At 74.5% G+C, this 12,490-nt stretch carries 11 protein-coding genes and 1 pseudogene; all 12 read right to left on the bottom strand.

What is annotated here, in order from left to right; all coding sequences use genetic code 11:
* Positions 1-5 precede the first annotated feature (5 nt).
* Positions 6-566: a peptide deformylase gene (gene def / locus ACZ6S5_RS16070; RefSeq protein ID WP_466000986.1), complete on the bottom strand. Its 561-nt coding sequence runs from the start codon at positions 564-566 to the stop codon at positions 6-8.
* A gap of 43 nt (positions 567-609) precedes the next feature.
* Positions 610-1,844, bottom strand: a pseudogene (locus ACZ6S5_RS16065) (cytochrome P450).
* Between the two features lie 114 nt (positions 1,845-1,958).
* Positions 1,959-2,942, bottom strand: a complete 984-nt coding sequence (locus tag ACZ6S5_RS16060; RefSeq protein WP_466000984.1) for an AAA family ATPase — start codon at positions 2,940-2,942, stop codon at positions 1,959-1,961.
* Positions 2,943-3,220: 278 nt separating this feature from the next.
* Complete coding sequence (locus ACZ6S5_RS16055; protein WP_466000982.1) at positions 3,221-5,164, bottom strand: primosomal protein N'; 1,944 nt, start codon at positions 5,162-5,164, stop codon at positions 3,221-3,223.
* A gap of 59 nt (positions 5,165-5,223) precedes the next feature.
* Entirely contained in the window at positions 5,224-6,429 is a 1,206-nt protein-coding gene (gene metK, locus ACZ6S5_RS16050; RefSeq protein ID WP_452310714.1) for a methionine adenosyltransferase, read from the bottom strand.
* A gap of 83 nt (positions 6,430-6,512) precedes the next feature.
* Positions 6,513-7,721 carry a bifunctional phosphopantothenoylcysteine decarboxylase/phosphopantothenate--cysteine ligase CoaBC gene (gene coaBC / locus ACZ6S5_RS16045; protein WP_466000980.1) on the bottom strand — a complete coding sequence of 403 codons (1,209 nt, stop codon included), beginning with the start codon at positions 7,719-7,721 and terminating at the stop codon, positions 6,513-6,515.
* Positions 7,722-7,736: 15 nt separating this feature from the next.
* Positions 7,737-8,003 (bottom strand): DNA-directed RNA polymerase subunit omega, encoded by a 267-nt coding sequence (rpoZ, locus tag ACZ6S5_RS16040; protein ID WP_013285517.1) that lies wholly within the window; start codon positions 8,001-8,003, stop codon positions 7,737-7,739.
* Between the two features lie 44 nt (positions 8,004-8,047).
* Positions 8,048-8,581 (bottom strand): nucleoside/nucleotide kinase family protein, encoded by a 534-nt coding sequence (locus ACZ6S5_RS16035; protein WP_466000978.1) that lies wholly within the window; start codon positions 8,579-8,581, stop codon positions 8,048-8,050.
* A gap of 26 nt (positions 8,582-8,607) precedes the next feature.
* Positions 8,608-8,925: an integration host factor, actinobacterial type gene (gene mihF / locus ACZ6S5_RS16030; protein ID WP_046564635.1), complete on the bottom strand. Its 318-nt coding sequence runs from the start codon at positions 8,923-8,925 to the stop codon at positions 8,608-8,610.
* A 179-nt stretch (positions 8,926-9,104) separates the two neighbouring features.
* A complete protein-coding gene (gene pyrF, locus ACZ6S5_RS16025; RefSeq protein WP_466000976.1) occupies positions 9,105-9,941 on the bottom strand; it encodes an orotidine-5'-phosphate decarboxylase in 837 nt (278 codons plus the stop codon).
* Between the two features lie 116 nt (positions 9,942-10,057).
* On the bottom strand, positions 10,058-11,332 hold the full coding sequence (locus ACZ6S5_RS16020; RefSeq protein WP_466000974.1) for an adenosylmethionine--8-amino-7-oxononanoate transaminase: 1,275 nt from the start codon (positions 11,330-11,332) through the stop codon (positions 10,058-10,060).
* 92 nt (positions 11,333-11,424) lie between these two features.
* Positions 11,425-12,441: a quinone-dependent dihydroorotate dehydrogenase gene (locus ACZ6S5_RS16015; RefSeq protein WP_466000972.1), complete on the bottom strand. Its 1,017-nt coding sequence runs from the start codon at positions 12,439-12,441 to the stop codon at positions 11,425-11,427.
* Positions 12,442-12,490: the final 49 nt, after the last annotated feature.

Raw genomic sequence — 12,490 nt, 5'->3', positions numbered from 1 at the left:
CCGGGTCACCGCCCCAGGCCGAACGGGTTGCCGGCGGCGTGCGGGCTGAGCTTGACCGTCGGCGGGGCGCCCGGGTCGTACCACTCGGCCTGGCGGATCGCCTTCATGGCCGCCTTGCGGCCGGCCGGGTCGAGCCGGTCGACGAAGAGCACCCCGTCGAGGTGGTCGGTCTCGTGCTGGACGCACCGGGCCATCAGGCCGGTGCCGACGATCTGCAGCGGGTCCCCGTAACCGTTGAAGCCCTTGGCGATGACGTTCTGCCGGCGCTTGGTGTCGAAGTAGAGCCCGGGAATGGACAGGCACCCCTCCGGGCCGTCCTGCTCCTCCTCGTCCGGGAACTCCAGCACCGGGTTGACCAGATGGCCCAGGACGTCGTCGACGTCGAAGGTGAACACCCGCAGGCCCACCCCGAGCTGCGGCGCGGCCAGGCCGGCCCCGCTCTGCTCGCGCATCGTGTCGGTCAGGTCGGCGATCAGCTTGCGCAGCTCGGCGTCGAAGTCGACGACCCGGTCGGCCGGCGTGCGCAGCACCGGATCCCCGAACAGACGGATGGGCTGGACGGTCACGCGGGGTGGCTCCTTCAACTGGGACGAGTGGTGCCGTACCAGTCTACGGAGTCGCCCCCGCCGTCCCGGCCGGCGTACCGCGATCGGTGACCGGCGACGCCTCGTCACCCACGGTGACCGGCAGGGTGGCGTACCCCCGCAGGGTGAGCCGGACGCGGCGCTCGGGCGGCCCGGCCAGCGCGAGCCCCGGCAGCCGGCGCAGCAGCAGCGGGAAGGCCACCTGCGCCTCCAGCCGGGCCAGCGCGGCGCCCAGGCAGTAGTGCGGGCCGGCGCCGAAGGAGAGCGGGTGGACCTGCGGGCGCCACGGGTCGAAGCGGCCCGGCTCCGGGTAGCGGCGGGGGTCCCGGTTCGCCGCGCCGAGCAGCACGATGGTCCAGCTCCCGGCGGGCAGGTCGACGTCGCCGTGCCGGGCCGGAGCGGTGCTCATCCGGGAGGTGAGCTGCACCGGGGAGTCGTACCGGAGCAGCTCCTCGACGTACCCGGGGGCGAACTCGGGGTGGTCGCGCAGCGTGGCCGCCGCGCGGGGATGGTCGAGCAGCGCCACCAGGCCGTTGCCGAGCAGGTTGGTGGTGGTCTCGAAGCCGGCCACCAGCAGCACGACCAGGTTGGCCAGCAGCTCGTCGCCGGAGAGCCCGCCGTCGGCGTCGTGCGCCTGGACCAGCGCGGTGGTCAGGTCGTCGGCCGGGGCTCGGCGGCGGGCCGCGACCAGCTCCGTGAAGTAGTCCCGCAGCTCGCTGGCACCCCGGTCGGCCACCGCCAACTCCTCCGGGGTGATCTCCGGCTCCAGGATCCCGGTGAGGTCGGTGGCCCAGCGCCGGAAGAGCGGCCGGTCGGCCGCCGGCACCCCGAGCAGGGCGCAGATCACCCCCACCGGCAGCGGGTACGCGAACTCGGCCTGGAAGTCGACCGGCGCACCGTCCCGGCCCCGGGCGAGCATCCCGTCGATCAGCTCGTCGGCCTGGGCGGCGACCACATGGCGGCGATCCGGCGCGGGTTGAAGGCGCCGGCCGCCAGCCGGCGCATCCGGCTGTGGTCGGGCGGGTTGGTCCGCAGCATCGACCGGGAGATGGACAGCGCGGCCGGGCTCTCCCGCCAGCCGGGCATGAACTGGTCGCGCAGCTCGTCGTCCATCACCCCGAACCGGGCGTCGCGGAGGATCGCGTCGGCCTCGGCGTAGCCGGTGACCAGGTAGAAGACCGGTCCGGCCGAGACGATCGGCCCGTGCGCGCGCAACTGCTCGTACGTCGGGTACGGGTCGACCCGGCCCGCCGGGGACATCAGCAGCGCGAGGGCGTCGGCAGGATCCACGGTCGGCCTCCCCAGGGGTCGGAGGCCTTCATCATGCTCCGGTACGCCCGATCCGGCGATCCCCGCACGCCGCCCGGTCGGCGCTCAGACGCCGCTGCCCGGCTCCCCCGCCAGCACCGCGTCCCCGCCGAGCAGGGCGTGCTCGGGCAGCGGGAGCCGGGTGCCGTGCGCGGCCTCCCAGTCGTGGATCAGGCTGGGGCGGACCTGGGCGGCGAAGTAGTCGACCGCGCTCATCCCGCCGACCACCGGCTCCTCCACCTCGGCGACCAGCCGGGCCGGGACCAGCGGGAAGCCGCTCTGCAGGGCCGCGCTGAGCCGGCGGTGCCCGTCGACCACGAAGAAGTACTCGCCGGTGTAACCGATGTTCAGCGGTTCCAGCGCCTCGTCCCCGGCCCCGGCCACGCCGCCGACGAACTCCGAGTCCCACAGGCCGCGCAGGGCGGCGACGTCCTCGGTCGGGTAGACCCGGCCGGGGTCGAGCAGCAGCAGCGGCTGCCCGTCGCGCAGCACGTCCGCGCCGAGCCGGCCCTCGTAGACGTCGATGACGTGCGCGATCACCTGCTCCGGGGCGGCCCGGGTGGTGTCGCAGATCAGGTCGTAGTTGCGCAGCCGGGCCTTGTCGACGCCGTACCGCACGATGAACCGGCCGCGCTCGCTCTCGCTGCGCTCCTTGAGCTTGGCCTTCGCCTCCTCGATCGAGGCGTAGCTCTCGGCGGGGCCGGACGGCCGGGCCAGCACCCGGCGGGCCGCCTCGGTCGGCTCGGTGATCATGTGCACCTTGAGCGCGTCGGTGAAGAAGTGCCAGGCCAGCCGGGAGTCCATCACCAGGCGCTCGCCGGAGGCGGCGATGTTCCGCTGGAGCTGGTCGACGTAGCCGTCGACGGCCTGGTCCAGCTCGGCGTGCAGGTTCAGCTGGAGGGCGGTCATCTGCCGCTCCTCGGCCATCTGCCGGTAGAGGTCACCGACGCTGACCCGGCGCAGGTTGAGCCGCTTGGCGATCTCGACGGAGACGGTGCTCTTGCCGCTACCGAGGTCACCGTTGAAGACGATCGACTGACGAACGGTCACGACTGGTCCACCCCTGCTCACCGGCTGACTGACATCATCGATTTGGCCTCGGCTCCCCGCGCTGCCGTCGGTGCGCGCGACCCTCCGACAAACTCCAGCTCGGCGCGTCTGACGCCGCGTCGCGACCTGGAGCCGTCGTTCGCCCGGGCATGACGGGAAAGGTTATCACGCACTGTTTACCGATTTGCCGCACGAGGTGTGCGACAAACCCCTGGTCACGACCGTACGCGACCGGCCGGGTGCGGCACGTCAGGGCGTGCGGAATCAGACGTGGGGGATTAGAACAGCGCGAGGGGATCGACCTGGAGCCGGACCGGGTCGGCCGCCTTGCGGGCGCTGCGCTGCCCGGCGGCGACGTGCAGCGCCTGGGCGAGGGCCGCCGCCCGGGCCCGGGGCACCCGGACCAGCATCCGTTCCCGCCCCTCGTCCGCGGGCACCGGGCCGAGCACCTCGGCGCCGTCGGGCAGCCGGACCTCGGCGAGCAGGTCGGCCACCGCCTCCGCCGCGCCGGTGACGCTGGCCATCCGGACCGCCGGGGGGAACCCCAGCTCGCGCCGCTCCGCCAGCTCCCGGGCGGCGAACCAGGGCGCGTCCCAGCGCAGCAGCGCCTGCACCGGGGCCAGGCCGCCGTCGGCCACCACCACGACCCGGCCGCCGGCCGAACCGGGCCGGGCCAGCGCGGCGGCGGCCAGCCAGCGGCGCAGCGCCTCCTCCCCCGCCCGCAGGTCGGCCCGGGTGAGCAGCGCCCACGAGTCGAGCAACAGCACCGCCCCGTACCCGCCCTCCGCGACCGGTTCCGCCCCGGGGGTGACGACCACCAGGCCGGCCCCGCCGGGCACGGCGGCGAGCACCTCCTCCCGGCCGGAGGTGCGCACCGGCACGCCGGGGAAGGCCCGACCGAGTTCCTCGGCGGTCCGCCGGGCGCCGGTGACCGCGGCCCGCAGCCGCCGTCCCCCGCACTCCGGACAGGCGTACGCGGCGGCGACCCGGCCGCACCAGCGGCAGGCCGGCGCCCCGTCGGCCGAGGGCAGGGCGAGCGGCCCGGCGCAGTGCGGGCAGCGGGCCGGGGTACGACAGTCGGCGCAGGCCACCGAGGGCAGGTAGCCCCGGCGGGGCACCTGGACCAGCACCGGCAGGTCGGCGCGGAGCGCGTCCCGCGCGGTGGTCCAGGCCAGGCTGGGCAGCCGGGCGGAGGCGGCACCGGGGTCGCGGGCCAGCTGCGGGTCGTCCCCGGTCGGTGCGATGGCCGGCACCCGGGCCCGCAGGGTGGCCCGGTCGGCGGCCACCTCCCGGGCCCAGCCGGTCTCCACCAGCAGCTGCGCCTCGGCGGTACGGGCGTACCCGCCGACCAGCGCGGCCGCCCCGCCGAGCTGGGCCCGGGTGAGCAGCACCTCCCGGGCGTGCGGGTACGGCGCCCGGGGCTCGGCGTGCAGGTCGTCGCCGTCGTCCCAGATCGCCACGAGACCGAGCCGCTCGACCGGGGCGAACATGGCCGCGCGGGTGCCGACCACCACCGGCACGTCACCGCGCAGGGCGGCGAGGAAGGCCCGGTAGCGGCGGGCCGGCCCCAGCGCGGCGGAGAGGCAGACGTGCCGCCCCGGCCCGAGCGCGTCGGTGAGCGCGGCGTCGAGGCGGTCGAGGTCGCGGGCGTCGGCCACCACGACCACCGCGCCCCGGCCACCGGCCACGGTGGCGGCGACGGCGTCGGCGTACCGGGCCGCCCAGTCCTCGCCGGGCAGCGCGGACCAGACCGCCCGGGGCGCCCGCCCGTCGGTGAGCGCGCGCAGGAGGGCCGGCCCGGCCGGGTAGTCCCGCCAGCCGCGCGGGTCCACGGCGTCGGCGGTCGGGGCGCCGGGCGGTGCGGGTCCGGTGGTCGGGCCGTCGGGGTCGGCCGTGGCGGCGATGACGTCCTTCTCGGCGCGGGCGTGCCGGGGCGGGACGGCGAGCCGGAGCACGTCGGCGAGGCTGCCGGCGTACCGGTCGGCGACCGCGCGGGCCAGCCGGGCGATCTCCGGGGCCAGCACCGGCACCGGGGAGACCACCTTCTCCAGGTACGCCAGCCGGGGGTGGTCGGACTCCTCGACCCGCGCCAGCAGCCAACCGTCGACGAGCTGGCCGGCGAAGCGCACCTTCACGCGTACGCCCGGCTGCGCCGCGGCGTCCAGCTCGGCCGGGACCAGGTAGTCGAACGGGCGGTCGAGGTGGGCCAGGGGCAGGTCCACGCAGACGCGAGCGACCGGCGACCCTTCGGCGGGTCGCCGGTCGCTGCGCCTGGTGCCGGTCAGGCTCCCGCGGCCGACTTGAGGTCGGCGGCCCGGTCGGTGCTCTCCCAGGTCAGATCCGGCAGCTCGCGACCGAAGTGGCCGTACGCGGCGGTCTGCTGGTAGATCGGGCGGAGCAGGTTGAGGTCCCGGATGATGGCGGCCGGGCGCAGGTCGAAGACCTCGGCGACGGCCTTCTCGATCGAGGCGACCGGCACGGTCTCGGTGCCGAAGGTCTCGATGAACAGGCTGACCGGGTGCGCCTTGCCGATCGCGTACGCGACCTGCGCCTCGCAGCGCTCGGCGAGGCCGGCGGCGACCACGTTCTTGGCGACCCAGCGCATCGCGTACGCGGCGGAGCGGTCCACCTTGGACGGGTCCTTGCCGGAGAAGGCGCCGCCGCCGTGGCGGGCGTAGCCGCCGTAGGTGTCGACGATGATCTTCCGGCCGGTGAGGCCGGCGTCGCCCATCGGGCCGCCGATCTCGAACCGCCCGGTCGGGTTGACCAGCAGCCGGTAGCCCTCGGTGTCCAGGCCGAGGCCCTCCAGCTCGGGCGTGATGACGTGCTCCCGGACGTCCGGGGTGAGCAGCGATTCGAGCGAGATGTCGGCGGCGTGCTGGCTGGAGACGACGACCGTGTCGAGGCGGACCGGCCGCAGGCCGTCGTACTCGATGGTCACCTGGGTCTTGCCGTCCGGCCGCAGGTACGGGACGGTGCCGTCCTTGCGCACCGCGGCCAGGCGGCGGGCCAGCCGGTGGGCCAGCGCGATCGGCAGCGGCATCAGCTCGGGGGTCTCCGAACAGGCGAAGCCGAACATCATGCCCTGGTCGCCGGCGCCCTGCGCGTCCAGCGCGCTCTCCGACCCGCCGGTACGCAGCTCGAACGCGTTGTCCACGCCCTGCGCGATGTCCGGGGACTGGGCGCCGATCGAGACGCTGACGCCGCAGGAGGCGCCGTCGAAGCCCTTCTTCGACGAGTCGTACCCGATCTCCAGGATCGTCTCGCGGACGATGGTCGGGATGTCGGCGTACGCCTTGGTGGTGACCTCGCCGGCGACGTGGACCTGACCCGTGGTGATCAGGGTCTCGACCGCGACCCGGCTGTGCGGGTCCTTGGCCAGCAGCGCGTCGAGAATGCCGTCACTGATCTGGTCGGCGATCTTGTCCGGGTGGCCTTCCGTGACCGATTCGGACGTGAAGAGACGTGTCACGGCACTCCTAAGCATGTGAAATCTTTTGAAAGGTCACTCGGCGGCAGTTTAGTCACCGTGATCCAGGGTGACCCGACGAACGCTGAGGTGACCAGTCGTCAGGACAATTCGGTCAGTCTCGCCGCCACGAGGTCCCAGACGGCGTCGGCCAGGTCCTCCTTCGGCTGCTCGGGCAGCCGGTGCACGGCCCCGTCCGCCCCGATCACCGTGGCGGCGTTGGTCTCGGCGCCGAAGACCTTGTCCACGCCCACCTCGTTGATCACGATCAGGTCCGCCCGCTTGCGGGCGAGCTTGGCCCGCCCGTTCGCCTCGGCGTCCCCGGTCTCGGCGGCGAAGACCACCAGCACCTGCTCCGGCCGGCGACATCGGCCCAGCTCGGCGGCGATGTCGGGGTTGGTGACCAGCTCGATGGTGGGCGCGCTGCCGTCGTCCGACTTCTTGATCTTACCCGGCGCGTACGTGGCCGGGCGGAAGTCGGCGGGGGCGGCGGCCATCACCACGGCGTCCGCGTCCGCGGCCGCCTCCAGGGTCGCCTTGCGCAGCTCCTCGGTGGTGCCGACCCGGACCAGGTCCACGCCCGCCGGGTCGGCGAGCGCGACGTTGGCCGAGATCAGCGTGACCCGGGCGCCGCGGGCGACGGCGGCGCGGGCGAACGCGTACCCCTGCTTGCCGGAGGACCGGTTGCCGAGGAAACGGACCGGGTCGAGCGGCTCGCGGGTGCCGCCCGCGGTGACCACGAGGTGCCGGCCGGCCAGGTCGGCCGGGGCGGCGACGCCCCGGGCGAGGGCACGGCGGGCGATCGCGAAGATCTCCGCCGGGTCGGGCAGCCGGCCCTTGCCGGTGTCGGCGCCGGTGAGCCGGCCGACGGCCGGCTCGATCACCCGGACGCCCCGGGCGCGCAGCGTCGCCACGTTGGCGACGGTGGCCGGGTGCTCCCACATCTCGGTGTGCATCGCCGGCGCGAGCACGACCGGGCAGCGGGCGGTCAGCAGGGTGTTGGTGAGCAGGTCGTCGGCGAGCCCGTGGGCGGCCTTGGCGAGCAGGTCGGCGGTCGCCGGGGCCACCACCACGAGGTCGGCGTGCTGGCCGAGCCGGACGTGCGGAACCTCGTGCACGTCGGACCAGACGTCGTCGGCGACCGGCTGGCCGGAGAGCGCGGCCCAGGTCGGCGCCCCGACGAAGCGGAGCGCCGACGCGGTCGGCACGACCCGGACCCGGTGGCCCGACTCGGTGAAGAGCCGGAGCAGCTCACACGCCTTGTAGGCGGCGATGCCGCCACCGACCCCGAGGACGATCTCGGCGGTCATCGGCGCGGGTGAGACTTACGGCTGGTCGGTCGGCTCGGCGGTGAGCAGACCGGCGTTGATCTCGCGCATAGCGATGGAGAGCGGCTTCTCCTGCGGAGTGGTCTCCACGAGCGGGCCGACGTACTCCAGCAGGCCCTCGCCGAGCTGGCTGTAGTAGGCGTTGACCTGGCGCGCGCGCTTCGCGGCGAAGATCACCAGCGCGTACTTCGAGGTCGTCTTCTCGAGGAGCTCGTCGATCGGCGGGTTGGTGATGCCCTCGGGGTTGGTGGCGATGGATCCCACGGATAAACCTCTGCGTCGTGTGCGCCGCCCGCAAGCGGTGGCTCTCAACCGCTCAGGTGCGGTTGGGCCGGAGCCAGAAAGGAAGAACCGAGCAAGCCTACCAGCTCGCCGGCCGCGCGCTCGGTCCGGTCGTGCCGCACGGCGTGTGCGAAGGCCGCCGCCACGGCCGGGTCCGGCCGGTACGCCGCCGGGGTGAGGAGCACCAGCTGCGCGTCGGGCACGGCGGCCCGGACGGCGAGCGCGCCGGGCAGGTCCAGCGGGAGCAGCACGGGCCGACCCTCGGCGAGCCGGGCGCGCACCCCCTCGCGGGGCACCCCGCGCCGGTACGGCCCGACCCGGCTCCACTCCAGCAGCTCGTCGGCCGCGATCATCCGGTCGAACGCGGCCGGGTCGAGGAAGAGCCGGTCGACCCCGGGCACCTCGCCGGGACACCGGGGCCGGGTGGTCGCGGGCACGGGCCGCCACACCGACGGAAGGCGCGCCCGGATCAGCTCGACGACACTCTCCCGGCCGTCCCCCGAAGGTCCGGCCAGGACAGTGAGCCGAGCCGCCGGGCGCGCCTCGTCATCCGTGCTCACCGCTTGTTTCTACACGCCTGGGGCGCTCAGTTGGCGGCGAACTCTCCAAGCAGAGCCTTGCGCTGCTGCTCGCCCAGGCCGCGCAGGCGACGGCTGTCGGCGATCTTGAGCTTCTCCATGATCTGGGTGGCCCGGATCTTGCCGATGCCCGGCATCGCCTGCAGCACGGCCGACACCTTGAGCTTGCCGACGACGTCGTCGGACTCGGCCTGCTCAAGCACGGTGGCGAGGCTGGTCTTGCCCTGCTTGAGGTCCTCCTTCAGCTTGGCACGGGCCTTGCGGATCTCCGCGGCCTTCTCCAGCGCGGCAGCGCGCTGCTCGGGGGTCAGTGACGGGAGCGGCACCAGTTCTCCTCAGGTCCCTCATGCGGCGGGCGGGGCGCACCACCGCTGCTGTGAAACGTGGTGTCGCTGGCAACCAAAGGGGTCCGTGGTTCCCAGCGCGGGGAAAACTAGCGGTCAACGGAGTTTTCGGCAACGTGGACGCGCGAAGATCAACGTAAAGTGACCGAGCCGTCAGTCAGTCACGCACCGGCCAGGGCGGCCCGGCAGTCGGCCAGCACCCGGTCGGCGGCGGCCCGCAGGGCGGCCGCGTCGGGGCCGGCGTTGAGCACCTCGCGGGAGTAGGACGGCAGCACCGAGGGCAGGCTGGAGCCGAAGACGGTCCGCAGGTCGGCCGCCGTGGCGCCCTGCGCGCCCAGCCCGGGAGCGAGCAGCGGACCGTGCACGGCGGAGAGGTCGTGACCGGTGTCACCGATCGTCGCGCCGACCACCAGACCGAAGCTGCCGAGCGGCTCGGCACCCCGGTTGAGCTGGGAAATCTCGTCGATGACGGTCTGCGCGACGGTGCGCCCGTCGGCCGTGACGGCACGCTGCACGGCGGCGCCCTCCGGGTTGGAGGTGAGCGCCAGGACGAAGACCCCGCCCCCGTGCGCGGCGGCCAGCTCGAACATCGGCGCGAGCGAACCTACTCCGAGGTAGGGACTCGCCGTGACCGCGTCGACATACAGCGGGCTGGATGGATCGAGGTACGCCGAGGCGTACGCGCTGACCGTCGAGCCGATGTCGCCGCGCTTGACGTCGAGGAGAACGAGCGCGCCACAATTTCGCAACTGTCGGATAGTTGACTCAAGGATTCCGACGCCCCGCGAACCGAACCGCTCGAAGAACGCCGACTGGGGCTTGACCACCGCGACCCGGTCGCCGAGCGCCTCCACCACCGTCCTGCTGAACCGCTCCAGGCCCTCGACGTCGTCGGACAGCCCCCAGCGGGCCAGCAGCCCGGGGTGCGGGTCGATGCCCACGCAGAGCGGCCCCCGCTCGGCCACAGCCCGGTGCAGGCGGGCGCCGAAGCTCTCCATCGCGACTCTTCCTCTCCTTCGCGCGGCATCGCGCCGCGGTCTGCGACGGGTACGCCGTCGCCCGTGTCGTCCGGCCCGCGGCCGGCTCGTCGGCCCGGAGCGGGCCGTACGCGGGCTCAGCCCGCCTTGACCGCCGCCTCGATGCCGGCCGCGATCCGCGCCACGTCGGCCTCGTCGGTGACGTACGGCGGCATGGTGTAGACCAGGTCGCGGAACGGCCGCAGCCAGACGCCCTGGGCGACCGCGGCTGCGGTGGCCCGGGGCAGGTCCACGTCGTGGTCGAGCTGGACCACGCCGATCGCGCCGAGCACCCGCACGTCGACCACCCCGGGCGCGCCGCGCAGCGGCTCCAGACCGGCCCGCAGGCCGGCGGAGATCCTCCCGACCTGCCCGGCCCAGTCCCCGGCCGCCAGCAGGCCCAGGGAGGCGTTGGCGACCGCGCAGGCGAGCGGGTTGCCCATGAAGGTGGGCCCGTGCGCGAGCACCCCGTCCGCGGAGATCCCCCGGGCCACCTCGGCGGTGCACAGGGCGGCGGCCAGGGTGAGGTAGCCGCCGGTGAGCGCCTTGCCGACGCAGAGCACGTCCGGGGCGACCCCGGCGTGCTCGGCGGCGAACATCGTCCCGGTGCGGCCGAACCCGGTGGCGATCTCGTCGAAGACCAGCAGGATGCCGTGCGCCCGGGTCACCTCGCGCAGCACCCGCAGGTAGTGCGGGTGGTGGAAGCGCATGCCGCCGGCCCCCTGGACCACCGGTTCGACGATCACCGCGGCCAGCTCGTCGGCGTGCCGCTCCACCGCGTCCACCAGGGCCGCCTCGTACGCCGGGTCCGGCGGGGTGTCGAACCCGCCGGGCGGCACCGGCGCGAAGACCTGCCGGGGCAGCACGTCGCCCCAGAGGTGGTGCATGCCGCCCTCCGGGTCGCAGACGCTCATCGGGTGGAAGGTGTCGCCGTGATAGCCGCCCCGCCAGGTGCCCAGCCGGCGCCGCTCCGGCCGCCCGGTGGCCCGCTGCCACTGCAGGCACATCTTCACCGCCACCTCGACGCTGACCGAGCCGGAGTCGGCGAGGAAGACGTGCTCCAGCCCGTCCGGAGCCAGCTCCACCAGGGTGCGGGCCAGGCGTACCGCGGGCTCGTGGGTGAGCCCGCCGAACATCACGTGACTCATCCGGCCGAGCTGCGCGGTGACGGCGGCGTCCAGCACCGGGTGCCGGTAGCCGTGGATCGCCGCCCACCAGGACGACATCCCGTCGACCAGCTCCCGGCCGTCGGCCAGCCGCAGCCGTACGCCCTCGGCGCTGTCCACGACGTACGGCGGGCTGGCCGGCGGCAGCGCCGCGTACGGGTGCCAGACGTGCCGGCGGTCGGCGGCGAGGATCTCCTCGGGCGTCACGGCTTCTCCTTCGTGGTGGGGCCGGCGCCGGACGGCGTGGTGAGGTCGGCGCCGGACGGCGTGGTGAGGTCGGCGCCGGACGGCGTGGTCGGTCAGCGTCGGACGGCCGCCCGCGCCGCCGACCGGACCAGGGCCGGGCCGCGGTAGATGAACCCGGTGTAGAGCTGGACCAGGCTGGCCCCGGCGTCGAACATCCGGGCCGCGTCGTCCGGGTCGAGAATGCCGCCGACCCCGATCACCGGCAGCCGGCCGCCGGTCTCCCGGTGCACGAAGGCGACCACCTCACGGGCGCGCCCGGCCAGCGGCCGCCCGGAGAGGCCGCCGGTCTCCGCGCCGCGCGCCCGGTCGGCCGGGGCGAGCCCGTCCCGGGCCAGCGTGGTGTTGGTGGCGATCACCCCGGCCGCCCCGCGGTCGAGGCAGACCTCCAGCAGCTCGGCAATGGCCGGCCCGGTGAGGTCCGGGGCGATCTTCACCAGCACCGGTTTCTCGCCGGCCAGCGCCGCCAGCAGCGCGTCCAGGTGGGACCGGTCCTGAAGGGACCGCAGGCCCGGTGTGTTCGGTGAGGACACGTTGACCGCGAAGTAGTCGCCGTGCTCCTTCAGCGCCCGGTAGGACGCCAGGTAGTCCTCGACCGCCTCGTCCAGCGGGGTCACCTTGGACTTGCCGAGCGAGATGCCCAGCGGTACGCCGATCGGGCGCGACAGCGCCGCCAGCCGGGCCGCCAGGGCCTCCGCGCCGGCGTTGTTGAAGCCCATCCGGTTGACCACGGCCTCGCTGTCGCGCAGCCGGAACAGCCGGGGCCGGGGATTGCCCGGCTGGGCGTGCGCGGTGACCGTGCCGACCTCGACGAAACCGAAGCCGAGCGCCGGCCAGGCCGGCAGTGCGACGCCGTTCTTGTCCATCCCGGCCGCCAGCCCCACCGGGTTCGGAAAGTCCACCCCGAACACCGTGCGCGGCGCGGACCGGAAGTACCGCGCCCGCAGCGCCCCCAGCACCGCCGGCCGCCGCGACACCGCGGCCAGCCGCTCCAACGTCCACTCGTGCGCCCGCTCGGCGTCCGCGCCCCCGATTCGGAACAGCCCCGGCCGCACCACCCTCTCGAAGATCACGCCCCGCCTCCCCGACCGGCCCGGCCGATCATGGAGTTGACGGCGAAGT

The sequence above is a fragment of the Micromonospora sp. NPDC051924 genome, from assembly GCF_055586005.1.
The sequence above is the reverse complement of the archived record's forward strand: the minus strand, read 5'-3'. Positions and strand labels throughout refer to the sequence as shown.